The following is a 24389-nucleotide window of genomic DNA, read 5'->3' as shown; positions in this document are numbered from 1 at the left end:
CACATGAATTTCGAGGCGGAAGCCCACGGCTTTAGCCGTGGGAGAAAGCCAACATGGTACGAGTCTCTCCTCGAACGATTGCCTGCCGACTCCCCCACCATTAAGTAACTCAGTGCCGTAATGTGAAGTGTCGTGGAATACCGGCGAACCGCCGTCATCAAACTCAACACATCCTCGGACGACGATTCAGCACTCCGAGAGACGGTCGAACAATTCAAACACTGCGCAAACCGCGCAAGCAACTGGTGTTGGCACGGGCGTCGCCAGACTCCGCAGGAGTCTGGCTGCCAACCAGAAACGCGGAACGTTTCTGGTGACGACGACGTCTACCACGTTACCTCGAAAGCAAACGCCGAACGCGCCCTCTACGACCCACTCCGCGACGAAACCGACCTGACCGCGAATCTCGTTCAGAAAGGGATTCGCAGGGCAGTCGAAGCCGTCAAGAGTGGTGTCGAACGACTCAAACGTGGCGAAAGTACGTCGAAGCCATACTTCTCGGCGGACAGTGCGGTGTATGACAAGCGGTCTGCGACTTTCCACCGCGACCACGTATCGCTGTCCACCGTAGATGGGCGCGTCGAGTGCGATTACATTCTTCCCGACGACCCGGAGAAACCGCCGACCAAGTACGTCTCCGACGACGATTTCGAGTTTCGAATGGCCTCTCTCCAGTACCGCGACGGTGACTGGTATCTCCATGCCTCCATGCGAAAAGTCGAAGCAGACGAGGAGTCGTCTGAACCGGACACTAAGCACAGAACAGTCCTTGGTGTGGATTTAGGCGTCAACAACCTCGCCGTCGCTTCGACCGGGCAGTTCTGGTCGGCAGACGAATTCAACCACTGGCGTCGAGAGTACGAGAAACGTCGTGGGTTGCTCCAACAGTGTGGTTCGAGACACGCCCACGATAACATCGAATCCGTTGGGCGAAAAGAGACTGGACGGTTCGAGATGCACCTACACACGGTGGCAAACGAACTTCTTGAAGAAGCCGTCGAGAACGACTGTTCGACCATCGTCTTCGAGAACTTGACCCACATTAGGGAGAACGTCCCTGAATCGACGTGGCAACACGTTTGGGCGTTCAGACGCCTATACGAGTACGTCGAGTACAAGGCTGAGGAGTACGGTCTGAACGTCGAGCAAGTTCCGCCGGAGAATACGTCGAAGCGGTGTTCGACGTGTGGGTTTACGCACGGTAACAATCGGTCGGGAGAGTCGTTCGAGTGTCAGAAATGCGGATATGAGAACCACGCGGACTACAACGCGAGCAAGAATATCGGCTTTCGGTATCTCCGTCGTCGGCAAAACGCAGACGATGGAGGCGCACCCGTAGGTGTTGCGCTAAATCGCGGGACGTTGAACGTGAGTGGCGAGTATTCGCCCGCCAGCGATGGTCAGAACGGGAGTCCACGCGAAAGCCCACGACTTTAGTCGTGGGTTACTTACTGCGGAACGTACTGAGTATCACACTGGGAGAAAGCACATGTCAACAGCGGCCGACTTCGAGCTATGGCCGACAGAACCATCACGACTGGTGCGACCGGAGAGACGCAGGCACCGCCGGACGAAGCTATCGTCCAGTTCGACGCCAAGGCAGTCGAACCGGACGTACTGAGCGCCCGCCGCGTCGTCGCCGAACAGTCCGGAGAACTTCGCACGGCGCTCGCCGAAGTTGGAATCTCCGAAGAACGAATAAAGACTGCCCAGTTTCGAGTGACCCAACGACGACCGCACAGTGGACCGGAGACGAACCGAGACCCCGACGAACTGCCGTACAAGGGAAGAGAGAGTCTCGTCGTCACGCTCCACGACCTCGACGCGGTTGGAGACGTACTCTCGGCGGCAGTCGAGAAAGCGGGTGTCGAAATCGACACGGTAAGCTTCGGGTTCCAGACCGAGACGAAGCGAGAACTCGAACGGGAGGCGCTCACAGACGCCGCGACGACGGCACGGCAGAAAGCCGAGGCGGCTGCCGACGCTGAAGGTCTCACCGTCGAGGGCGTCGTCTCGATGACGACTGGGGAGGACGTTCAGCCACGTCGAACGGCCGCCGGTCTCGGAGCAGAAGTCGCCACGCAGTCGGCCGCACCGAGTAGTGGTCCCCTCGACGTGTCGGTGGCCCTCGAAGCGACCTACGAACTGCGCGAGGACTGACTACGGACGCCGCGAAGCGTCAGGCAAAATCTCGTCCTGCCCGAACTCCCGCCCGCAGTTCGTGCAGTGATACCAGCCGAGTCCGCGCTTCTCGACGGTACGCTTTCGCCCGCAGTTCGGGCAGGCGATGTCCACGAGGAGGGTCATTTTCGACCTGTACGGGACGCGCTCCATCGACTTGAGAGTATCTGCAGGTGCGTGAAACGTTCGCCAGACCGCAAAACCGTTGGGTCTGCGATACGAACGGAATACAAATGGAGATACGAGGGGACACGGTCATAATCGAGAAGGAGCCGAGCGGGTTGGACGAACTCGTACTCAACGTGACCGAAACTTTGGAGGACCTCAAAATAACGTACTCCGTCGTCAGCGGCTACATTGCCGTGCTGTTCGGGCGGTCTCGAGCGACAGAGGACATCGACGTGATAACCGAGCCATTCTCCGAAGCGACCGCAACCGAGTTGTCTGCTCGACTTCGTGACGCGGGGTATTGGGGATCTGCGATGCCGTTAGATTCCATGTACGAGATGCTGAACGACGAGTCCATAATTCGTATCGCAGAAGACGGACACCGCGTTCCGAACGTCGAACTGAAATTTGCAGGTGACAAGTACGACCGCGCTTCGCTGGCGAACACGATAACCGTTCGACTGAACGACCGGGAACTACGCGTCGGCGAACTCGAGCTTCAGATAGCCTACAAACTCTACCTCGGGAGCCAGAAGGACTTCGAGGACGCCCTCTACCTTCATCGTCTCTCCGAACCAACGCTTAATAGCCTCAAGCTCGAAGAATACGCCGAAGAGCTAGACGTCACAGAAGAGTATGAGCAACTCACCCGAACTTGAGCAGAAACACGCCGACAACCGCCAGGAACGCTTAGAGTTCATCAAAGAGTGGGCCGACTACGTGCGCACCCATCCGGACGACGTGTGGGGACCACAAGTCAACAAGCTAGTGAACTCGCAGTTGGAGTCGGCGCGCCACTTCGAAGACGAGCGGCCCGACATGGACGAACTCAGAGAGTCGCCGCTGCTGAACCGCAACGGTGACGACGACGCCACCGACGACTAATTCTCCTCGTACTCAGTAACTGCTTTCCATTCGGTCTATCTTCGGGTCGGTGAACACGTCTTCCTCGTCGAAACTCGGCGACGAGAACTCAGAGATGACGGCTCCGTCCTCGCCCGCCACGAACCAGTGTCTGGTGTCCGGCGGGATGGTGTACTGCTCGCCGGGCGTGAGATGAATCTCCTCGCTCGCGGTGTAGTACTCGTCACGGAACGGCGGTTCGACGGTCGGATTTTGGAGTGTGCCGTCGCTCTCGCTTTCGCTCGCTTCCTCCCCTTCGACGTACAGATACACATCGCCCCAGCGACAGCGGAACGTCTCCTGTTTACCGGGGTAGTCGTCGAACGGCGGGTGTCGATGCTCGGGGCAGGTCTGCCCGTCGAACAGCACTAACTCCTTCGCACAATAGCGGTCGTTGTTCTCGTAGACGACGATTTCCGTGCCGACTTCTTCGAGACGGTCGAAACTGTAGTCTACGACTTCCATCTCGCGACGTTCGTCGCCTGTCAACACTACGCCAGCCTCGTGCAAGAGGTCGGCGGCGCGCTCGCGGGCCTGCTCGCGCTCGGCTTCACTGGTCATAGCGTTGCCTTCGGTCGGATTTCGTAAAACGCCCCCGGTAGGCGGGCGGGTCTCACGCGCTGGCTTCGAACCGTTACCGAAGAACACTCTCGCCCACAGAATTCTCGTCTGCGTGCTGGCAGTCGCACTCCGCGGGGAGTTCTCGAACGACGCGCTCGACCGTTCGCTTGATAGCCTGCTCGTTCTTCGCCGCATTCTCCAGAATTTCTTCGAGGCGGTCGGCCTCCTTGCCAAGCCAAACCCCGTAGTCCGTGACGCCGGTAATCGTCGCGTAGCACAACCCCGCCTCCCGTGCGAGCGCCGCCTCTGGGACAGTCGTCATCCCCACCACGTCGCCGCCCGACTCGTAGTAGAACCGGCTCTCGGCCTGCGTCGCGAACTGTGGGCCTTCGATGCAGACGTAGGTGCCACCGTGTCTCACCGACGCATCTGTCGCGCGCTCGGCCACGGACGCGAGGCTGTCGGCGAACCTCGGACAGTACGGCGAGCGAGAAATTGGGAAATCGATCTTGTCCGCTGGAACGAACGAAGCGGTGCGGTGTTTCGTCCGGTCGAGTATCTGGTCTGGCACCACGAGCGTCTGCGGAGATAACTCCTCACGGAGCCCGCCTACGGCGTTCGAGGAGACGATGCGGTCCACACCGAGTTCTCGCAGAGCGTAGACGTTCGCGCGATACGGGACCTCCGTCGGCGTGTACGTGTGGTCTGGGCCGTGGCGCGGCACGAACGCGATTTCCTGCCCGGCGAGCGTGCCGACTGTGATGGGGGCACTCGGGTCGCCGTACGGAGTCGAGACCGACTCCGTCCGCTCGTCGTCCAGCGAGAGTGCGTCGTAGATTCCGCTTCCGCCGATGAATCCGAACATGAGACGTGCCTACTGCCAGTATCGTGCTACGTGTGGGATAAGTTACTCGATTAGGCGTCCACCGCTCGGTTATCCCTCCAGTGGTCGCTCGACGCCCTCAGAGTCGAAGATTGCATCGACCACCCGTTGGACGCGGTTGGCCTCTTCGAAGGTGACGAGGTCGCCCTCGCCGCCGTCGAGCGACGACACGAACTCGTCTACGAGCGCGAGTGTGGTCGATTCGCGAGTGTCGTGAACGACCCGTTCGTCGTCTCCGGAGCCCTCGACCAGTTCGTACCACTTGCGGAGCGACAGTTGGGAATCAGAACCGAGAACGGTAATCGAGTTCTCCTCCTGCTCGTCGTGGTCGGTCACGAGGTCGATAGTGCCGTAGATGGCCTCGACTTCGAAGTAGCCCACAATCGAATCTTCGTACTTGTCGGGACCGCTGTAGGCGACTTCGGCACTCACGCGCTCGATTGGGCCAAAAATCTCCTGCACGCCGAAGAGAAAGTGCGTGCCGACCTCCCTGAGTGGTCCGCCCTGTTCTCGGCCTGCGAGCCAGTCCACGTCCTGCCAGTCGCGAGGCCATTGGGGGAACCGAAATTTGAGTTCGACCCGTTTCGGGTCGCCGATTTCCCCAGAATCGATTCGCTCGCGCATCTCCACGAACCCCGAGGTGTAGCGGAAGGGGAGGTTGATAGCAGTAACTTGGTCGCTATCTGCGGCAAGTTCGACCAGTTCCTGTCCACGCTCGGCGTCCTCCGCAATCGGTTTCTCGCAGATGACGTGCGTGTCGGCTTCGAGCGCGTAGGAGACGATTTCGTGGTGATTCGCCGGTGGCACTCCGACGTAGACCACGTCGATTGCGCACTGGTCGACGAGGTCGAGATAGTCGGTGAACGTCTCGCAGTCGTACTCCTCGGCGAACGCCTCGACTTTCGACTCGACGAGGTCGCACGCGCCCCAGACGTTCGTCCGCTCGTGTTCGGCGAACGACTCGGCGAGGCGGTTGCCGATGACTCCACATCCGACGATGCCAACGTCGTACATACGCCCACAGTTCGGCCGTCGCCATTTGTAGGTACAGGTTCCGGCCTACTCGAACAACTCCTCGTGGCGCGCGGCGAGGTCAGTGTACTCGCCCGACGAGTACGTCTCGAATATTTCGGCCGCATCGATGGTCGTTTCTTCGAGCGGCGTCACTCGTGCCGGAACGCCCCGGGCGAACGATTCCGGTGGAATCTCGTACTCCTCTGGAACGACCGTCCCGGACGCGACAATTGACGCCGAGCCAATCGTCACGCCCGTGTTGACCGTGGCGTTGAACCCGACGAGCGCGCCGTCTTCGACCGTCGCGTCGTTCAGCACCGCGCCGTGGCCGACCATCGCGCGTTCGCCGACGCTCGCGGCGTGCAAGACGGCGTTGTCGCCGACGTGTGACTGTCGGCCGATTCGAACCGGTGCGACGTCCCCACGGAGTACGACGCCCGGCCAGACGCTGGCGTCCGCTTCGACTGTCACGTCGCCGACGAGCGTGGCCTCGCCGCTGACTCGCGCATCGTCGTGGACGGTCGGTGCTGTCCCCTCGAACTCGTAGTGGCCCCCCATGGAGAGAGACACGACGACATCGCCGATAAGGATTTGTCCGTTCGCGTCGCCTATTACTGGGATGTACAAAGCACAGATTTCTGACGGCGAACAGATAGAGTGCGCCGATTACGAGACAGACAACACGGGAGCCACGCTGTACGACGAGGAGGGGAATTTCATCGCGTTCGTCCCCTACACGCATCTTCTCTACGTCGGCCGAGTCACAGAGGATGGCCAGATGGTCTGGTAAGTTCGAATCAACGAAACTGCCCTCACGCTCGCTCGACCATCGCCTCGTCGCGGGTCCGGACCCGAACAGGTTCGGTTCGGTCGGCCATCGCTAGTGCGTCGTCCAACTTACTCTCCGTTTCCGCGTACACTGTGAACAGTGGGTCTCCGGCCGAAACTTCGTCGCCGACGCGTCGCGGGAGCGTCACGCCTGCTCGCCGGTCTTTCGGGGCACCCGCTCGTCGGGCGAGTTCGCTGAGCAGTGGCGAATCGACGTGCGTGACCAGTCCGTCGTGGTCTGCCGGAACAGTCTCACGCTCGTCGCCGGGGACGAGGTCCGACAGCGACACGTCCGGGTCGCCCCCTTGCGCGGCGGCGATTTCGCGGAATTTGGCGGCCGCACGACCGGAATCGAGGATTTCGGTGGCACTCTCCTCGACCCCACAGAGGTCCAGCAAGAGAGTGGCGAGTCGGACGCTCTTGAGTCGAAGGTCCTCTGGACCGTCGCCGTCGAGGACGGCCAATACGTCACGGGCTTCCAACACCGGGCCGATACCGCGGCCGATGGGCTGGTTCCCGCGTGAGAGGACCGGCACGACGTTCATGTCGAGGTGGTCGCCGACGCGTTCGAAGTCGGCCGCGAGGTCACAAGCCTCTGCGTGGCCATCAACCTTCGCACCTTCGCCGTACGGGACGTCCACCAGGACGTGTGTCGAGCCTGCGCTGTACTTCTTCGAGAGAACCGACGCGATGAGTTGCCCCGGCGGGTCGAGCGAGAGCGGATTTTCGGCGCGAATTATCTTGTCGTCTACGGGAGAGAGTTCGACGGCACCACCCCAGACGAGACAGCCACCGGTCGATTCCACGATGGCTCGCAGTTCCGCAGTACTGAAGTCCACGTCGCAGAACACCTCCATCGTGTCGGCCGTCCCGGCGGGCGACGTGACCGCGCGTGAGGACGTCTTCGGAATCTTGACCCCTGCTTCCGCGACGATGGAGACGAGAATCGGCGAGACGCGGTTCCCTGCGACGCCGCCGATGGAGTGTTTATCCGCGATTATCGGATCGTCCCACGACAGTTTCTCGCCGATAGCTGCCATCGCCTCCGTGAGGTGGGTCGTCTCGGCGTCCGAGAGACCGTTCGCGTAGACGCCCGAGACGTACGCCGAGAGTTCCACGTCGTTCAGTCGGTCCGCGTCGATGTCTCTGACGATAGCGCGCAACTCGTGGGCGTCGAGTTCGGCGTCGTCTAACTTCGCTCGGATGTACCGGACCGAGTTCGGACGCGTCGCTGGCGTCACTTCGACTAGACCGCTGACGTCCCCGAGTCGCCGAGTCACGCCGAGTGTCCCTGGTTCGACCAGTTCGTCGGTGACCTCCACGATGCCGATGCTCGTCTGACCGTCGGTCCGGAGTTGGACGCGGTCGAGCGGATGAACGCCGATTTCCGCCGCATCGGCCCCGTTGAGCAAGACAGTCGGGAGGTGAGTGCCGATGTCGATTTCGGTAGCGACCAGTTCCATGCGAATCGTTCGACGCCATTCGCAATAAATTCGGGATTCGTCGAACGCCGTCGAGCAGTCGTACCGAGAAAGAGTTTCTCTCGCCGTCGTCGGAGCGAATACCACCTATTTTTAAACGTAGAGAGTAGTACCAAAGTAAGGAGTGGGCAACAGAACCGAATCACGCCGTTTCGCCCGGTGTTCGCCCTCGGATTCGCCGTCACTGGTCGGCGAGAAGAGCGTCACTGTCGCGCCGACTACGCGGTGGCGAACGGTCGGACTGTCTCGCCCAGACGAACACACCACACGAGGCCATGAGCGACCAGATACGTGAGGAAAAACGGAAAATCGAAGAGCTACACGAGGTCGGCTCCGAGATGGAGGCTTGCCACGACCCCGACGAGGTCTACCGACTCGGCGTGGACGCCGCAGAGGGCATCCTCGAATTCGACATCTGTGGCATCGACATCGCCGAAAGCGGCTATCTCGTTCCGAAGGCTACCTCGACGGACATGCCCAACGATGGGTACGACGCCCTCGAAGTTGACGAAGGACTCGCCGGGCGAACCTACCAGACAGGCGAATCGTTCGTCATCCCCGACGTTCGGACGATGGACGAAGCCGAACCAGTCCAGGACCAGTATCGGTCCATCCTCAGCGTCCCGCTGGGCGACCACGGCGTCTTTCAGGCCGGGTCGCGTGAGGCGGATGCGTTCGACGAAGACGACCTCGAACTCGCGGAACTGTTGTTGTCCCACGTCACCGAAGTCATCACGCGAATCAAGTCCCAGTCGGCGCTTCGCGAGAGCGAGGAGAAGTACCGGACGCTGGTCGAGGGGAGCCACGACGCCATCTTCATCCACAGCAACGAGCGGTTTCAGTTCGTCAACGACCGCGTCTCGGACCTCACGGGCTACAGTCGAGAAGAGTTGAGCGGCATGCCCATCTGGGACGTGGTCCACGAAGACGACAGAGAGCGAGTCAAAGAGCTAGTCCAACGACGTGAGGTCTCGGACGACGCACCGCACTACGAACTTCGAATTCGCTCGAAGGAGGGCGAGGTTCGCTACATGGAGATGAGCGTCCAAGTCATCACCTACGACGGCGAACTCGCCCACCTCGGGTCGGCCCGCGACGTGACGAAGCGCCGCGAACAGAAGCGGAAGGTCGAACGGAAGAACGAGCGGTTGAAGGAGTTTACCAGTGTCGTCTCTCACGACCTCCGGAATCCGCTGAACGTGGCACAGGGTCACCTCGAACTCGCTCGGGAGACCGGCAACGAGCGACACTTCGAGAAGACCTCGGAGTCGCTCGGCCGGATGGAGACGCTCATCGAAGACCTGCTCGCGCTCGCTCGGCAGGGCCACGACGTGAACGACGCCGAGATGCTCTCGTTGGACGCGGTGGCCCAACAGGCGTGGGGCACCGTCTCGACGGGCGAGGCGACGCTCTCCGTCGAAGGCGACCTCGGCGAGATTCGGGCAGACCACGGCAGACTACAAGAACTGTTCGAGAACTTGTTCAGAAACGCCGTCGAACACGGCGGCGACGACCTGACAGTCTGGGTCGGCAGGACCGACGGTGGTTCGACAAACTCGTCCGTCAGCGGCTTCTACGTGGCCGACGACGGGCCGGGTATCCCGGACGACGAGCGCGAGCGAGTGTTTCACCACGGCCACACGACGACAGACGACGGGTCGGGACTCGGACTTTCCATCGTCAACAGCATCGTGGACGCCCACGGGTGGGAAATCGACGTGACCGAGGGCTGGGGTGGCGGGGCGCGGTTCGAAGTTTGGACCGAGTAGTTCTATCGGAACCCGGCCACGTCGCCGATTTCGAGCGGACTCTTAGGCAGGTCCGCAGGTGGCTCCGGGTCGTTGTACCCCGACGGTGCGGTGTCGTTCGGCGAGTTCGGATAGAACAGCGAAGCGACGAGATGAATCTGGCGTCGGCCGACGCCGAGTTCGAACTGGCCGCCGCCGTACAGTTCGATGCCGTGGTTCTCGCAGTAGTCGATGGTGTCCAACAGCGACTCTATCGACCCGAACCGCGAGGGTTTGCTGTTGAGCCAACTCGGTTCGAACGGGAGTTCTTGGACGCTCTCGACTCCGGTAATCGGGACGTCCCACGAGATACGGTCGCGGACCGAATCGAGAACGGGATACGTGTCGTCGGTCCACGCCGGGTCTTCGAGGATGGCTTCCGGGAACTCCTCGACGACGCGCTCGTAGAGGAGCGGGTCGGCACTGCCCGCCACGTCGGCGTCCTCGTAGAGCGCCTTGAAGTCCACGACGCGAACGCCGAACGTCGAGAGTTCGGACACGAGCGAATCCGACCAGTCGTCTTCGGCGTCCAGTTTGAACTGAAGGTCGGGGTCGCGCTCGCGCCACTCGTGGAGGGCGTCCGCGCTCGGTGGGTCGCCGAGCGTGGGACTGTAGACGAAGTTGACGGGGTCGTACTCCCGGCCGAGTTCCGTCCCGAGGTCGGTGTCTCCCTGTCTGAGCGCGAGGTCGAGGGCGGCGCTCTCGAACGCCCACTGACGGTAGTTGCGGTAGGCCGGATGGTCGTTGTCGCCCTCGGGGAAGAGGTCGCGGTCGGCGACTTCGGCCGAGAATTCGGCGAGCGTGTACTCGCCGGAGAGGTCCGGCGCAGGTGCGGGGTGCAACTCTGCGTCGTAGGTCACGTCTTCGCCGCGACCAGTTTCGCCCTCGCCGGAGAGCGAGACCACCGTCGTCGCCCGAGTGAACTTCATCGTCTCACGCTCGTGGCGCTCGACGGACGCGTTAGCTATCGAGAGGGGGAGGTCGGCGATGTGGTCGTAGAGTCCCATACAGGGCCTACGAGACGAAGGACCGAAAAACTATGTCGTGCGAACAGTCGGCGAAACTGCGTCTTGTGAACCGTCGGTGAAACTACGTCGTCACGACGGTTACGGGACCCTCGAAATTGAGGATGACCGACTGCGTGAGGTCGCCGAACAGCGCCTTGCCAGTCGGCGAGCGTTTCTCGCCCGCGATGAAGAGGTGGTCGCAGTCGTACTCCGCTGCGGTCTTCAGAATCTCGTTCTGCTCGTCGCCGACCGCCCCGACGGCTTCGTACTCGACACCAACGCCTTCCAGTACGTCACGACCGACGTCCTCGGCGAACGCCTCGGCACCTTGGAGCGCCTGTTTGCCGGAGTAGCGGGCGCGACTGTCGGGGATGTCTTCCATCGTCTTGCGCTTCTCCTCGTACTCCTCGGTGGTCGTCACGTGGAGCAAGACGAGTTCCGCATCGACCGCCGCGGCAAGTTCGCCCGCTTCGCGGACGAGTTCTGTCGTCGATTCCTCTGCGTCCACGACCGCCAGTGCCCGTTCCATGCACCACCAATTTAGAAGAGGAGTTGATAAAGAAACCGGTTGAACGTCTAAATACCAACTACGAAATGAGTGAATTTTCAGAAACGGGCCGCCTACCACTCCGCGACTGGCTCTTCGACGCCGCGCGGAAGCATCCGCCACAGGCCCGCCACGAAGAGGACGACGCCGACCGCGAGGACCCCGTGAACAGCGAAGGTCGGCATCGTCGCCTGTTCGGCGAGCGTGGCACACGCGAGCGTCAAGACGAAGCCCGAGACGCCCTGAAAGACGGGCGAGCGAAGTGGCGACGGGACGACGTTGGCTACGTCGGTCATTGGTTGCACGATGGGTGCGAACTCGGGGTATATGTAAGTTGCAGATTCGTCGCGAGAGCGTCACGGCGTGGCGCGCCTCAGAGTTAGACACCTTCGGCGTCCAACGGGTCCGAGTGGGCACGATACGTCTCGTACGTGCGCTCGGCCCACTCGCGGGCGTAAGCCGCGTCGGTGTCCACGAACACCTCCATCGCCCCAGTCGTCTCGTCGTAGCCGCCGATGCCGACGCAGTCGTCGAACAGCACGAGACAGTAGGGGAGTGCCTCGCGCGTCCGGACCCGGAACTGGCCGCGTTCGACCGCGGTTCGGGCGCGCTCGGGGAACGACTCGAACAGCGTCTCCACGACGGCCGGGCGGTAGATGACCTCCGTTTCGGTGCTCTCGAAGAGGGCTTCGAAGAACTCCCCCATCGTCAGCGGCACAACGTGGGTGGTGTTGAACCCGCGAAACGTCTCCGACTCCTCGACTAGCGACCGGAACCGCCGAATCGGTCGATACGGGTCGTCGGGCGAGGCGACCGTGACGGTGGCGTCTGCGAACGGTTCGACCACGAGGTCCTGATGGTCGTCGCAGATGAGGTCGAGCAACGGCGCGAGGCGGTCTGCTGTGGCGACGGTCTGTTCGAATCGGAGAACGCTCTCGGCCAGCGTCTGACCCTTGCCCGTGAGGTGGAGTCGAGACTCTCGCTTCTCGACCAGTTCGTGGTCGTCGAGCCAGCGGGTGAGACGGTGGCTGGTCGCCCGCGAGACGCCGAGTCGGTCCTCAATTTCGCGCCTGTCGAGCGGTTCGCCCAGCAGTGCTTCGAGGACCGGGCCGTGCCGAACCACTTCGAGCAGGTAACTCGTGTCGAGTCGGTCACGGTCGTGGTCGAGTGGGACGTCCTCGTCTGGGCGGAGTTCGTGCGCAGTCCGAACGAGTTCGTCGTAGACGGTCGTTCCGGACGCCGACGAGGGAGAATCTGACTTGGAGTGAGACTTTCCCCTGCGGTCAGATTCCGACTCGCGTTCGGACTCGCGTGTCATGTCATCCGTAACGACCACCACGCGGTTAACCCTAACTCACGAAAATCGACGTGTCTCACGACGTGAAACGCGTTTCGCGGCGCGAACGCTGTTCCGACCGGTGAGGCCAACGACGTTCCCGGCCACGAACTATCCATGGCACAGCAAGCCACCGACGCACAGAAAGAACAGTTCGCGGAACAGCTACTCGACGCCGTCGAAGGAACCTTCACCGTCTTCACGACGTATCTGGGCGACCAGTTGGGCTACTACGATGCGCTGGCAGAAGTCGGGCGAGCGACAGAACCAGAAACGGTTGCGCTCACCCCATCAGAACTCGCCGAGCGAACCGACACCGACGAACGATACGCCCGCGAATGGCTGGAAGGACAGGTCGTCGCCGGTGTCCTCGACGTAGACGACCCCACCGCAGGCCCCGCCAAGCGACGCTACACACTCCCGAACGCGCACGCCGAGTCGTTGACAGACGAGGAGAGTCTGGACTACATCGCGGGCCTGTTGCAGGTCGCGGTCGGGAGTGTCCTGCCGGTCCACGCCGTCGTGGACGCCTTCCGAACTGGCGATGGCGTACCGTTCGAAGACTACAGTCCAGACCTCCACGAAGGGCAGGCGCGGATGAACCGCGCGGCGTTCCTCCAGCAGTTGGGAACCGAGTGGGTGCCGACGCTCTCGGACGTAGACGACCGCCTCAGAACGACAGGCGCGCGCGTCGCCGACGTTGGCTGTGGCTTCGGTTACTCCTGCATCGGCATCGCCGAGAGCTATCCGGACGCCAACGTAGACGGCTACGACCTGGACGCAGAGTCGGTCGAGGCCGCACGCGAGAACGTCGAAGCCGCGGGTCTCGGCGACCGCGTGACGATTCACCACCGGGACGCCGCCGACCCGGAAATCGAAGGCGATTACGACCTCGTACTGGCGTTCGAGTGTCTGCACGACATGTCCGACCCGGTTGGCGTTCTCGCCACGATGCGGCGACTCGTTGGCGACGACGGAACCGTCCTCGTCGTGGACGAGCGCGCGGGCGACAGTTTCGCCGAACGGACCGAAATCGAGGGACTTCTCTACGGGTTCAGCGTACTCCACTGCCTGCCGGTCGGGATGGCCGACCAGCCATCGGCGGCGACGGGCACCGTGATGCGGGCCGACACCGTCCGCGAGTACGCCGACGAAGCAGGCTTTTCGAGTGTCGAGGTCCTTCCCATCGAGAACTTCTTCTTCCGGTTCTACCGGTTGGACCCCTGAGAAGGAAGTCCACACCCTCGGTAGGTTCTTGAGCGCAGTGTGAGTACCGTCGAACAAGACCATGCTGTAACGCCGTCACTTCTCTGCGCTCGCACTGCGCGGGGCACGTCACTCCTCGTGGTTCGAGCGATTGCTGTGCCGTGCTGTCTGCTACGTCGAAGTACCAGCGACTGCTGTGTCCGGCGTAGCGACAGCTTCCACCTACGATTGACCCACTGACACCCACAGAACCATGGAAATCTATCCGATGCCGATGTTCGTACAGTTGACCGTCACCGACCTCGACGCCGCTTCGTCGTGGTACCAGCACGTACTCGCCTTCGACGAGGTGATGGCGATGCCTGGCATGGTCCACCTCCGCTACAGGAAGTACGCCGACGTGATGCTCGTTCCGGAGGACGGCGACTCCGAGGACGACACAGACGGAACCCCGACTGATGCCGCGCCCCTTGGCCGCGGCCTCTCACTGTACTTCAACGTCGAAGACGAGACAGTCGCGGACGTCGCCGAGCGCGCCGAAGCGCGCGAGGCGACGATTACTTGCGGCCCGGTCGAGACGGCGTGGAACACCTGCGAAGTCGCAATCACCGACCCCGACGGCTACGAACTCGTGTTCAGCGAACCGGTCGATACCGACCGCGAGTTCGACGAAGTCGCCGAGGGAATGTAGCGAAGTCGCGCGAACGTCCAAGCGCAACGTTCGAACCGTCTCCGTATTTTTTCGGAGACGACTGGACGAGTCCCCCCCAGAACGATTATTGTTATTTGCAACTGACAGTACGACATGGGCCTACTCGGGCGACTCACGTCACGTCTCCGTTCCGGAGCGAACACCACGAACTACGACTTCGACCACTACACAGACGCCTCAGAGACGGTGAAGCAACTCAAGCGCGAGAGAAAGCACGAGGAAGCGTTGGCACTCCTCGACTGGTGCATGGACCAAACGGAAGCGGAAGCAGGCGGCGTCGCGCCGTGGTACTACGAACAAGCGGCGATACTCTACCGCAAGGAGGAGCGCTATCGGGACGAGGTTGCCGTGTTGGAACGCTACGAACGACAGAACCACGCCAACGGCTCGAAAGCCGAGAAGTTAGCGACGCGACTCGCGAAAGCCAAGAAATTAGCTGACTCGAACCAGAAGTAGTTGCTACTCCTGTCTCGGACGAACAGCAGACGCGGCGACGTCCTCGCATCGAAACTGGGATGGCACCCCAACGTGAAAGACCCGGACATGTCCGGGGACGATGCGCTGAACGGCTTGGACGAGCCATCCGGGAATCACTCAGAGTTACTGTCGGAACTGGACTCCCACAACCTCGCGTTCGCGATGAGCGCGAGCGAAGAGGACGACAAGGACGTGTTCGCGTTCGACCCCGATGTGGACCCGAGCGAGGCGTTCCCGCAATCGGTGGCCAGCGGCGGGCCGACACCGTCAGGTGCCATCGTCTGGACGCGAATCGCGCCCGACGTGTTCGACCCCGAAGAACCACTCGGCGTACAGGTTGCCACCGACGAAGCTCTCGAAGACGTTGTCTACGACGGCATCGTGACCGACAGTGAGCGAATTCGGGCACACGACTACACGGTGAAGGTGGACCTCGATGGTAGTCTCGACCCGAACTCGACGTACTACTACCGGTTCGTCTACGACGGCGTCGCCTCCCGCGTCGGTCGATGCCACACGCTTCCCCGACTGGACGACTCCCCCGAATCGATGCGGTTCGCCGTTCTCGCGTGTCAGAACTACCTCAACGGCTACTACCCCGCGTACCACTACATCGCCGAGGAAGACGTAGACTTCCTCGTCCACGTCGGCGACTTCGTCTACGAGTCCGCCAACGGTGACTTCAAAGGCATCGGGTCGTACGACTACGTGGACCGGGACCTCTCACTGCCGAGTGGTCACGAGCGAGTCCACACCCTCGAAGACTATCGGTATCTCCATCGGACCTACCGCGAGGACGAATTTCTCCAAGAAGCGCTCGAATCACACACGCTCATCGCGGGGTGGGACGACCACGAACTCGTCAACGACGTGTACTGGGACCGCCACACGGACGCCCCCTCGGGCGACCATCCGAAGAGCGAGGACCCCGAGTTCATGACCGAGTTGGTCGCCGAAGGGATGCACGCGTGGTGGGAGTTCATGCCAGCGCGCGTCGAGTACGACCCGAGCGGCGACGTGTTGCAAGAACGTTTCAAACTCTGGCGCGAGTTCGAGTTCGGCGACCTCGTCTCCATCGCACTGACCGACGAGCGACTGTTTCGCGACCCACCGCGAGAGGCGATTCCGACCCCTGACAACGTCGGCCCGCAGTACGAACCGCCGGGACGCACGATGCTCGGCGAAGAGCAACGCGATTGGTTGGTCGATACTATTACCAGTTCCGACACGACGTGGACGGTCTGGGCCGACGAAGTGTTGACAGTGCCGTTCCGACTCGGGTCCGGCCCGCTGTCCGTCTACCCCGTGCAGGGTGGCTGGGACGGCTACACGCGCGAACGCCAGCAAATCACGGAGGCCATCGGTGCGGCCAACGTGGAGAACTTCGTCACGCTCACGGGCGACATGCACTGTTACATCGCAGCTTACCAGCAGACCTCCTATCCGGGGCGCGTGACTGGCGGCGAGGGCGTCGCCCAAGGCGACCGCATCGGCGTGGAGTTCATGACGCCCGCCATCACCTCGCTGAACGTCGCGGAGGCGCTTCATCTGACGCGTGGCTGGCGAGGTAAAATCACGGAACCCATCCTCACGAAACTGATTACGGGGATGAATCCACACATCGAGTTCTTCGACAGCCACAATTGGGGGTACTCGGTCGTGGAGTTCACTCGCGAGGAGTGTACGTACGTCGGCTACGCGGTGGACAAGACCGAGAACTCCGCCGAGGCAGAGCGCGAAGTCGTCACCGCCTATCGGGTGCCTGAGGGCGTCGTGAACTTAGAGGACGTTACGGACGAGTATCAGTCGGAGTAAAATTCTGGTCAAAGTCCGGGCACAGTCGAACCACTCAGAGAACCCGAAACACTCGGACCGTGTCGCGTTTGCCCGGTTCCTTGAGGAGTTGTGCGAGCCCAATCTTGGAGAAGACGTCTTTCCAGTTGCGGTGGTAGAGTGGGAAGTCGTCGTGAACCAGACTCACTTCTTTGCCCTTACGACCGCGAGTGGGGCTGTTGCCCTCGTTCTCCGCGGTGATTACCAAGTCCGAACTGACGCGGGCGACTTCCTCGAACACCGCCTCGTTCTCCGGCGGGATGTGCTGGAGCGTCTCCACGGAGTAGACCACGTCGAACGAGTCGTCGTCAAATTCGGGGAGGAGGTCCTCGATTGCGCCGGTGTGGAACGTTCCGGTCTCGGCCAGTCGCGGGTAGTGGTCGGCCATCACCTCGAAGGAGTCGTCGTTGATGTCGATGCCCGTGAGATTCTCGTAGCCGTCGTCCAAGAGGTTCGCGAGGTGACGACCGGAGCTACAGCCGATTTCCAGAATCTCGGCGTCTGCCTGCACGTAGTGGTCGAAGACGCTGGCCAGCGTTTCGCTGACTTCGTTCTGTCCGATGTCTGCGTAGTAGGCGGGCGAGAATTCCTCCGAGCGGTTCGCCCAGTACTGCTGGCTCTCCTCCGAGTACTGCTGGCCATCCTTCGAGTACTGCTGGTCGTCCTCCGGTTCCATGCGCTCCGCTATGCAACGAGAGAATAAAGACTCAATCATCCCGGCCGCTCGAATCTGTCCCTCGACACCTCACGCTACCACGGCCGCGAGATTATCCAGAGCGACAGCACGGTGTAGCCGACCATCAAAACGGTAAGCGGCGCGTGAGCGTAACCGACCTTAACAGACCGCGAACCAGCGCTCCCCGCGACTCGCTTGCGGACGACGCTGTGGGCGGCGACGACGGCGACGACGTGGCCAGCGACGACCAACAGCACCTGCGTAGTCCAAAATACAGGGAGCGAGAGCCACGCCAATAGCGCGACGTCCGGGCCGCCGAGGATGGCGAGGAAGTCGCCGAGTCGCGTCAGCACGAACGCGGCGTTGTGCGCGAGTTCGTAGGCGACGGCAATCGGCAGGATAGTGGGCGCAAGTGCGAGCGCCGCCGACTCGAAACGTTCACTGGTTCCGAACCGCCGAGTGAGCGCGACCACACCGAGGAACGCTGCGAGGAATCCCAAGAAGCCCAGCACGTAGAGAACTGCGGAAACCACGGGGCCGACACCGGTCGCGTCCCGCACCGCGAACAGGAGCGTCTGGTACTCCGGCGCGTTGGCGAAGCCGTCGAAGCTGACTGTGTAGACGGCCGCCACGACGAACGAAGCCAATGCGAAGCTCTCGACCGGGGTTCTGCATGCCCGCCACGGCGAACGCAGAGAGATGGCGAGGCCGCCCGAAACGTCCCGTCGCTCCACGGGGGCGACCCGGCCGAACAGTCGATACAGCACGGCGAAGAAGTCGGCGCGGCGAAGCCACTCGCGGCCGAAGACGACTGCGCCGAGGACCATCACGACGGCGTACGCCGCGAGCAGACCAGCCGTCGCGGACGGCGAGTTCGGCACGACAGTGAGGTTTTCGAGAACGCCGACGACCGCGAGAAAGCCGACCAAAGCGGGCCACTCCCCGAACCAGTCTGGATATTCGGTCAGCGCGAGTTCGTCGCCTTCGAGTCTGACGAGGCCTTCGTAGACGGTTCGCCATGGCGAGAGCGTCGGCCACGGGTCGCCGACGAGGACGGCCAGTACTGCGACCCCTTTCAACCAGAGCGCCCAGACGAACACCGTCGCAGGATTCTCGGCTGCCGCCGTCGTCCCGGTCGCACCTGCGAACAGCGACCACGCAAACGCGAGCAGGAAGCCCACGCTGGCGACGACCCTACCGCCTTCGGCGACCGATTGCGGGACGACGAATCGGTGCGACGACGAACGTGACGCTTCGGAGTGGTCGGAAACGACCAGATACAGTGCCGTAAGCGCGACTGTCGAACCGGCACCGGCGAACAACAGCGAGAGCGGAATCGGTGCTTCGAACTTCGTCGTCACGTCGTGTGCGCTGGCGACCCCGGAAACAGAGAGGAATCCGATGAGGGCGACGACCCGCCGGAGCGCGACCATGGAGAGGGTCGGAGACGAGCGAGGAAAGGTCCGTCGGTTGCGAGTAATCGGGCCTTCGCGGTTCCAATCGCGGGTTTCCGAGCGCGAACGATTGGGGCCGGAGCGAACGATGGACTCGGTTTATTCGAAGCGGCGGCGTGGCCCGACTAGGGGGAACTACGAGTGACGGACGACCGAACTACCGAGACGCGAACGCGACGCACGTTTCTGACCGCGCTCGCCGGAGTCGCTGGCGTCGGCGGCGTCTCGATGGCCCGCGAGGCACTGACCGACGAGCGAGAGCAACAGACGGCGGCCTTCCGACTGAGCGCGAGAACGCAGGGGTGGCGAGGCGGGTCGCCGAAGGCGATTGCAGGCCAGACGAATCCGACGCTCGAACTTCGGGCGGGTGGCGTCTACGAACTCGCGTGGAAGAACGCGAGCGGCGACCCACAGAACTTCGCCTTCCGAGATTCCAGCGGCGACTACCTGCCGGTCATCCGAACGACTGGTGCACGACTGACCGGACAAGGCACGACGGAGACGGTGACGGGAACCACCGGAACGGTGAACTGTCGCGTCAGACGCCGCATCCGCAATCGATTCAACGGGACGACTGGCAGAGGCGAGGATTTCACCAGCGAGACCGTTGACGGGAACTTCACCGACACGACGGACGGCAGGTTTTTCAACGACACGACGGATGATGGCTTCTTCGACGAGACCACCGGTGACAGGTTCCTCAACGACACGACCGAAACCGTGGACGACTTCTTTAACGATACGACCGACGGTGAGTTCTTCGACGACACTACGGGAACCGCCGATGGGTTCTTCAACGGCACGACTGGCGGTCGGTTCTTCGACGGCACCACGGGGACGACCGTCTGTCCCGGCGGCAGACAAAACAGGCGGAGACGCCGAGGTGACAACTTCACCGACACGACGGCGACGACGCTCGATAGCCGGGTCGCTCGAAGCGGCGTGGTTCGAGCAGTGGGCGAGGTCCAGACGCTCCGCTTCGTCGCCGTCGAGGAGATGGCCGAGTACGTCAGCACGACGAATCCAGCGACGATGGTCGGCGCGGTCGAAGTGTCTAAATAGGACAGCGGAAACGATGGTGTGGGTCAAGCGCGTCGAGCCGTCAGTTCAGTCGCGGGTCCGGAGCCTCGACTTCGCGTCCGCATCGTGGGCAGGCGTACTCCTCGCCCCGTTCGTTGGCGAATTTTCGCGTCGGCCCGACGTACCAGCAGTTCGGACAGCGGCGGATGGAGAGCCTGAGCATCTGCCGGAGAGACGGCCCGCGTGAGTAAAAGCACCAAGGGCGGACAGCGGAAACGGTGGTGTGGCCGGATAGTCAGGCTGGATAGTGCACTCGCCACGTGAGGAGGCGCGGAACCCACAGCCTGATAGCGACGTAGCCCAGAGTGAGACCCGATGGCGGTGCGCCGAAAAGACGGAATTCACGTCGATTTGGGAGCGGGCCGAACCGTGGTCGCCGACGCGTCGAGCGCGGTGGGCGACGTGAACGTCGTCAGTCACGCCCACGCCGACCACACGTTTCGACGGACGCCGGAGACCGTCGTCTGCTCCGCGGAGACGGCGGCCATCGTAGAAGTCCGAACCGGGGCGGCAGTTCCGAAGTTCAGCGAAGGGACCGACGAAATTACCTTGCTTCCCTCCGGTCACGTCGTCGGGTCGCGGGCCGCGCTGGTCGAGACGACCTGTTCGAGTGACTCCGAGGTGTCGAAGTCTCCTCACGTGCGCGAGTCGGGCGGTCGTGGCCGCCCGACTCGCGTTCTCTACACCGGCGACTTCTCGGTTCGAGACCGGTGCTATCTGGAGGGGTTCGAACCGGTCGATGCAGACGTGTTGGTGATGGAGACGACGTACGGAAACCCGGCGTACCGATTCCCACCCGAAGCGGAGCTTCAGAACCAGATTCGAGACTGGCTTCGGGACCACGACGACCGGCCGCTGTTCCTGTTCGGCTACTCGCTCGGCCGCGCCCAGAAACTCCAGTGGCTCGCCCGCGAGGCGACGAACCGCCCACTCGTCGTCTACGACTCGATTCGGAGAGTAAACGACGCCATCGAGTCGGCAACTGACCTCGACTTTCCGGCAGAGACGTACTCCGAGGCCGATGGCCTCGCGGGCGACGAAATTGTCGTCCTGCCGAGTCACTTCGCCCGAAGGGAGTGGGTCGAAAAACTGGTCACTCGACACGACGGCCTGAAAGTCGGGTTCTCAGGGTGGGCAGTCGAGGAATCGTTCCGTTACCGCGGTGGCTACGACGAGACGTTCCCACTGACCGACCACTGCGACTACGACGAACTGATATCGGTCGTGGAGGCCGTAGACCCCGACGTAGTGTACACTCACCACGGCTTCGACACGGAGTTTGCAGACACCTTGCAGACGGAGTTCGACCGGGACGCGCGAGCGTTTCTCGGGGACCAGACGCGACTGGACGACTTCTAACTCTACGGCGCGAACTCGAACTCCCCGTCCTCGCCCGTTTCGCTCCCGTCGAACTCGATTTTTGACCCGCGTTCGGCGACTCGTCGGAGAAACTCCTCGGGGAGGTCGCCCACATCGCCGACGTGGACACGCCAGAGGTTCGCGTAAAGACCGTCGAGTTCCAGCAGTTCTTCGTGAGTGCCCTGTTCGACGATTTTCCCGTCGTCCAGTACGACGATTGCGTCGGCGTCCCGGACCGTCGAGAGGCGGTGGGCGATGACGAACGTGGTCCGGTCGGCCGCCAGCGCGGTGAGACTGCGCTGGACGAGCGCTTCGGTTTCGGCGTCCACGTGACTCGTCGCCTCGTCGAAGACGAGGATTTCTGGGTCCTTTAGCACGGCGCGGGCGATGGCGACCCGCTGTTTCTGGCCGCCCGAGAGTTTCACGCCGCGCTCGCCGACTTCCGTGTCGTAGCCCGCCGGTAGATTCTGGACGAACTCGTGAGCGGCGGCCGCTCGTGCCGCAGTCTCGATTTCGTCGTTACTCGCGTCGAAGGTGCCGTACGCGATGTTCTCGCGCACGGTTCCGTCGAAGAGGAACGGCTCTTGGCTGACGTAGCCCACCGCTCTGCGCAGACTCCGCTGAGTCACGTCTCGCACGTCGGTGCCGTCGATTCGGATTGCTCCATCGTCGGGGTCGTAGAGACGTACGAGCAGTTTCAGCAGTGTCGATTTCCCCGCGCCCGTCGGGCCGACGACGCCCACCGTCGCGCCGCCCGGCACGTCGAGGTCGATGTCGGTGAGCGTCGGCGGTTGGTCGTCGGTATCTTCGTCTCCGTTTCCTTCGCGGGCGTACCTGAACGTCACGTGGTCGAACTCGACGGCCCCCTCGGTGACGCGCAGGGCTTCTGCGTCAGGCTTCTCGGGCAGATCCGGGTTCGCGTTGAGAAGCTCGTAGACGCGAGAACTGGACGCTCTCGCGCGCTGGTAGCCGTTGATAATCTGTCCGAACTGTGCAATCGGCCAGATGAACTGCTGGGTGTAGATGACGAAAGTGACGAACTCGCCAGCAGTCAGACTCCCCGAGAAGAACGGCGGCGGGCCGACCAGCACCCAGTAGCCACCGACGGCGAAGGTGAGCGCGAAGCCGAGTCCCGAGATGATGGCCAACGCGGGGAAGAACGTGATGCGCGTACGAATCGCGTCCCAGTTCGCATCGTAGTACTCCCGAGACGCGTCAGTGACCCGCTCGGTTTCGAACCGCTCGGCGCTCTCGGTGAGAATCGTCTCCATCCCGCCGAGGTTGTTTTCGAGGCGCGTGTTCAGCGTGCCGACGCTCGCTCGCATTCTGGCGTACTTCGGCTGGATGATTTTCGTGAACCGCGCGGTGAAGATGGCCAGCACGGGAATCGGAACGAGCGCGACCAGCGCGAGTAGCGGATTCAACGCGAACATAATCGCACCGATGCCAGCAACGACGACCAAAATCCGGAGCGCGGAACTCACGCCATCGTTGAGAAACGATTCGAGTTGGTTCACGTCGTTGCTCAGCACGCTCAGCAGTTCACCAGTTCGGTGGTCCTCGAAGAAGGGCATGTCGAGCGACTGGAGTCGCTCGTAGGCCGACACGCGAAGCGCGTGCTGGACGTGCTGGGCGAAGCTGTTCCAGCCCCAGTTCTGCACCCACGAAGCGAGCGCGCCGAGCGCGGTCGCGCCGACGAGGACGCCAATCGAGAACGCGAGTTGCCCCAGCGTGTCGGTCGGAATCCACGCTGTTGGGACGCCGGGCAGTTGGTAGACCCTGTTGCCGAGAAACACCGCGTCGATGGTGAGACCGACGACGAACGCCGGGAATAATCCGAGCAGGCGCGAGATTACTGTCCCGACCACGCCGACCGCACCGTACCCCGCGTTCGGGCCGCCGAACTCCGAGTAGAGTCGCCACATCGGGTCGTCGGTGAATCGGCTTCCTTTCTCCCCCATTCTACCTCTATAGGGGTTGAAACAGTATGACTCGCTCGGCGGTGAGACGGTACCGCCCGGTGACACCTACCTCCGAAACGCTCGACTACACAAACGGCAGGTGGGACTGAAAGGGGCCACTCGCTCGCGCCTGAAGGGCTTGGTCGCTTCAGCGACCCCTATCCGCACGGTTTGCGGATATGTCGCTGAACGACCGCGAGCGAGTGGGGGCTTTCGAGGAAGTCGAAACCACAGTTATACTTCCCAATTTATCAGTGACATCCGAAGGCCTCCAAAGTAAAACACACTCTTTCCCTGAATCGGCGGGTCTCACTGGTTGACCAACACTTAATTCACTTCGCGTGGTGTGATAACCTATGTCGAAAGTTGCAATCGTCGGCGGCGGTCCCGCGGGACTCAGCGCCGCACTATTCACCGCCAAGAACGGACTCGACGCAGTCGTCTTCGACACCGACGAGACGTGGATGCACAAAGCCCACCTGTTCAACTACCTCGGCGTCCGGAGCATCGCCGGAGACGAGTTCATGAACGTCGCCCGCGGGCAAGTCGAGGACCGCGGAGCGGACCTTCGCGTGGGAGAGGAAGTCACGAGCGTCGAAACAGACGGCGACGGCTTCACGGTCTCCAGTGACGACGGCGAGTACGACGCCGACTACGTCGTCTTCGGGACGGGGACCGACACGGAACTCCTCGAATCGCTCGGCGTCGAGACGAACGACAACGACACAATCGACGTGGACCTCTCGATGGAGACCAGCGTCGAGAACGCCTACGCGACCGGCGCGATGATTCGAGACCAAGAGTGGCAGGCAGTCATCTCTGCGGGCGACGGCGGTGCCGCCGCGCTGGACATCCTGAGCAAGGAGAAGGGCGAACACTTCCACGACTTCGACACGCCCGACGACGTGCCGAGTCTACGAGACGAAGCGTAGCCG

27 protein-coding genes are annotated in these 24389 nt (G+C 62.3%); 13 read left to right on the top strand and 14 right to left on the bottom strand.

The features are described 5' to 3' along the window. The first annotated feature begins 132 nt into the window (after positions 1-132). Both F7R90_RS19975 and F7R90_RS19970 read left to right on the top strand, forming a co-directional pair. Entirely contained in the window at positions 133-1437 is a 1305-nt protein-coding gene (locus tag F7R90_RS19975) for an RNA-guided endonuclease InsQ/TnpB family protein (RefSeq protein ID WP_158059319.1), read from the top strand. 78 nt (positions 1438-1515) lie between these two features. Next, the gene (locus F7R90_RS19970; RefSeq protein WP_158059318.1) at positions 1516-2160 is read left to right on the top strand and encodes an SIMPL domain-containing protein; all 645 of its coding nucleotides are present in this window, start codon (positions 1516-1518) and stop codon (positions 2158-2160) included. Here F7R90_RS19970 and F7R90_RS22420 read toward each other — a convergent pair whose 3' ends face one another. Further along, positions 2161-2307, bottom strand: coding sequence for a hypothetical protein (locus F7R90_RS22420; RefSeq protein ID WP_225741345.1), 147 nt, complete (start codon positions 2305-2307; stop codon positions 2161-2163). It abuts the gene before it with no gap. 107 nt (positions 2308-2414) lie between these two features. On the opposite strand from F7R90_RS22420, the gene F7R90_RS19965 reads away from it, so the two are divergent. Further along, positions 2415-3008: a hypothetical protein gene (locus tag F7R90_RS19965; protein WP_158059317.1), complete on the top strand. Its 594-nt coding sequence runs from the start codon at positions 2415-2417 to the stop codon at positions 3006-3008. Continuing rightward, the gene (locus F7R90_RS19960) at positions 2986-3234 is read left to right on the top strand and encodes a hypothetical protein (protein WP_158059316.1); all 249 of its coding nucleotides are present in this window, start codon (positions 2986-2988) and stop codon (positions 3232-3234) included. The genes F7R90_RS19965 and F7R90_RS19960 overlap by 23 nt, the downstream gene beginning before the upstream one ends. Positions 3235-3246: 12 nt before the next feature. Here the strand turns inward: F7R90_RS19960 and F7R90_RS19955 are convergent, their stop codons facing one another. The 4 genes from F7R90_RS19955 to F7R90_RS19940 form a co-directional block, all read right to left on the bottom strand. Further along, complete coding sequence (locus F7R90_RS19955) at positions 3247-3813, bottom strand: D-lyxose/D-mannose family sugar isomerase (protein ID WP_158059315.1); 567 nt, start codon at positions 3811-3813, stop codon at positions 3247-3249. A 73-nt stretch (positions 3814-3886) separates the two neighbouring features. After that, entirely contained in the window at positions 3887-4678 is a 792-nt protein-coding gene (locus F7R90_RS19950; RefSeq protein WP_158059314.1) for an MTAP family purine nucleoside phosphorylase, read from the bottom strand. A gap of 69 nt (positions 4679-4747) precedes the next feature. Continuing rightward, positions 4748-5710, bottom strand: a complete 963-nt coding sequence (locus F7R90_RS19945; RefSeq protein ID WP_158059313.1) for a Gfo/Idh/MocA family protein — start codon at positions 5708-5710, stop codon at positions 4748-4750. 45 nt (positions 5711-5755) lie between these two features. Next, complete coding sequence (locus tag F7R90_RS19940; protein ID WP_158059312.1) at positions 5756-6268, bottom strand: gamma carbonic anhydrase family protein; 513 nt, start codon at positions 6266-6268, stop codon at positions 5756-5758. A 61-nt stretch (positions 6269-6329) separates the two neighbouring features. Here F7R90_RS19940 and F7R90_RS22415 point away from each other — a divergent pair, with 61 nt between their 5' ends. Beyond that, positions 6330-6500 (top strand): hypothetical protein, encoded by a 171-nt coding sequence (locus F7R90_RS22415; RefSeq protein WP_192498477.1) that lies wholly within the window; start codon positions 6330-6332, stop codon positions 6498-6500. A 22-nt stretch (positions 6501-6522) separates the two neighbouring features. On the opposite strand, the gene F7R90_RS19935 is transcribed toward F7R90_RS22415, so the two are convergent. Beyond that, on the bottom strand, positions 6523-8001 hold the full coding sequence (locus F7R90_RS19935) for an AMP phosphorylase (RefSeq protein WP_158059311.1): 1479 nt from the start codon (positions 7999-8001) through the stop codon (positions 6523-6525). Positions 8002-8294: 293 nt separating this feature from the next. Between F7R90_RS19935 and F7R90_RS19930 the strand changes: the two genes are divergently transcribed. Next, positions 8295-9788, top strand: a complete 1494-nt coding sequence (locus F7R90_RS19930) for a PAS domain S-box protein (RefSeq protein WP_158059310.1) — start codon at positions 8295-8297, stop codon at positions 9786-9788. A 2-nt stretch (positions 9789-9790) separates the two neighbouring features. Here the strand turns inward: F7R90_RS19930 and F7R90_RS19925 are convergent, their stop codons facing one another. The 4 genes from F7R90_RS19925 to F7R90_RS19910 all read right to left on the bottom strand — a co-directional run bounded on the left by F7R90_RS19925 (position 9791) and on the right by F7R90_RS19910 (position 12678). Beyond that, the gene (locus tag F7R90_RS19925) at positions 9791-10813 is read right to left on the bottom strand and encodes an enolase-like domain-containing protein (protein WP_158059309.1); all 1023 of its coding nucleotides are present in this window, start codon (positions 10811-10813) and stop codon (positions 9791-9793) included. An 82-nt stretch (positions 10814-10895) separates the two neighbouring features. Then, positions 10896-11342 (bottom strand): universal stress protein, encoded by a 447-nt coding sequence (locus tag F7R90_RS19920; RefSeq protein WP_158059308.1) that lies wholly within the window; start codon positions 11340-11342, stop codon positions 10896-10898. A gap of 92 nt (positions 11343-11434) precedes the next feature. Next, positions 11435-11656, bottom strand: a complete 222-nt coding sequence (locus F7R90_RS19915; RefSeq protein ID WP_158059307.1) for a hypothetical protein — start codon at positions 11654-11656, stop codon at positions 11435-11437. An 83-nt stretch (positions 11657-11739) separates the two neighbouring features. Continuing rightward, on the bottom strand, positions 11740-12678 hold the full coding sequence (locus F7R90_RS19910) for a helix-turn-helix transcriptional regulator (protein WP_225741344.1): 939 nt from the start codon (positions 12676-12678) through the stop codon (positions 11740-11742). A 135-nt stretch (positions 12679-12813) separates the two neighbouring features. Between F7R90_RS19910 and F7R90_RS19905 the strand changes: the two genes are divergently transcribed. The 4 genes from F7R90_RS19905 to F7R90_RS19890 all read left to right on the top strand — a co-directional run bounded on the left by F7R90_RS19905 (position 12814) and on the right by F7R90_RS19890 (position 16906). Further along, positions 12814-13923: an SAM-dependent methyltransferase gene (locus F7R90_RS19905; RefSeq protein WP_158059306.1), complete on the top strand. Its 1110-nt coding sequence runs from the start codon at positions 12814-12816 to the stop codon at positions 13921-13923. A 232-nt stretch (positions 13924-14155) separates the two neighbouring features. Then, the gene (locus F7R90_RS19900; protein ID WP_158059305.1) at positions 14156-14593 is read left to right on the top strand and encodes a VOC family protein; all 438 of its coding nucleotides are present in this window, start codon (positions 14156-14158) and stop codon (positions 14591-14593) included. Between the two features lie 114 nt (positions 14594-14707). Next, the gene (locus tag F7R90_RS19895; protein WP_158059304.1) at positions 14708-15070 is read left to right on the top strand and encodes a hypothetical protein; all 363 of its coding nucleotides are present in this window, start codon (positions 14708-14710) and stop codon (positions 15068-15070) included. An 87-nt stretch (positions 15071-15157) separates the two neighbouring features. After that, positions 15158-16906 carry an alkaline phosphatase D family protein gene (locus tag F7R90_RS19890; protein WP_158059303.1) on the top strand — a complete coding sequence of 583 codons (1749 nt, stop codon included), beginning with the start codon at positions 15158-15160 and terminating at the stop codon, positions 16904-16906. A gap of 34 nt (positions 16907-16940) precedes the next feature. Here F7R90_RS19890 and F7R90_RS19885 read toward each other — a convergent pair whose 3' ends face one another. Next, positions 16941-17600, bottom strand: coding sequence for a class I SAM-dependent methyltransferase (locus F7R90_RS19885; protein ID WP_158059302.1), 660 nt, complete (start codon positions 17598-17600; stop codon positions 16941-16943). Positions 17601-17674: 74 nt separating this feature from the next. Next, complete coding sequence (locus tag F7R90_RS19880; protein ID WP_158059301.1) at positions 17675-19033, bottom strand: hypothetical protein; 1359 nt, start codon at positions 19031-19033, stop codon at positions 17675-17677. 162 nt (positions 19034-19195) lie between these two features. Here F7R90_RS19880 and F7R90_RS19875 point away from each other — a divergent pair, with 162 nt between their 5' ends. After that, positions 19196-20116, top strand: coding sequence for a hypothetical protein (locus F7R90_RS19875; protein ID WP_158059300.1), 921 nt, complete (start codon positions 19196-19198; stop codon positions 20114-20116). Positions 20117-20156: 40 nt separating this feature from the next. On the opposite strand, the gene F7R90_RS22410 is transcribed toward F7R90_RS19875, so the two are convergent. After that, positions 20157-20297 carry a hypothetical protein gene (locus F7R90_RS22410; protein WP_192498476.1) on the bottom strand — a complete coding sequence of 47 codons (141 nt, stop codon included), beginning with the start codon at positions 20295-20297 and terminating at the stop codon, positions 20157-20159. Between the two features lie 152 nt (positions 20298-20449). Here F7R90_RS22410 and F7R90_RS19870 point away from each other — a divergent pair, with 152 nt between their 5' ends. Then, complete coding sequence (locus F7R90_RS19870; RefSeq protein ID WP_158059299.1) at positions 20450-21493, top strand: MBL fold metallo-hydrolase; 1044 nt, start codon at positions 20450-20452, stop codon at positions 21491-21493. Positions 21494-21495: 2 nt separating this feature from the next. On the opposite strand, the gene F7R90_RS19865 is transcribed toward F7R90_RS19870, so the two are convergent. Then, positions 21496-23454, bottom strand: coding sequence for an ABC transporter ATP-binding protein (locus F7R90_RS19865; protein WP_225741343.1), 1959 nt, complete (start codon positions 23452-23454; stop codon positions 21496-21498). Between the two features lie 356 nt (positions 23455-23810). Between F7R90_RS19865 and F7R90_RS19860 the strand changes: the two genes are divergently transcribed. After that, a complete protein-coding gene (locus F7R90_RS19860; RefSeq protein ID WP_158059298.1) occupies positions 23811-24386 on the top strand; it encodes an NAD(P)/FAD-dependent oxidoreductase in 576 nt (191 codons plus the stop codon). Positions 24387-24389: the final 3 nt, after the last annotated feature.

This window comes from Halorussus halophilus, assembly GCF_008831545.1.
GTDB classification, from domain to species: Archaea; Halobacteriota; Halobacteria; order Halobacteriales; family Haladaptataceae; genus Halorussus; species Halorussus halophilus.
The sequence above is the reverse complement of the archived record's forward strand: the minus strand, read 5'-3'. Positions and strand labels throughout refer to the sequence as shown.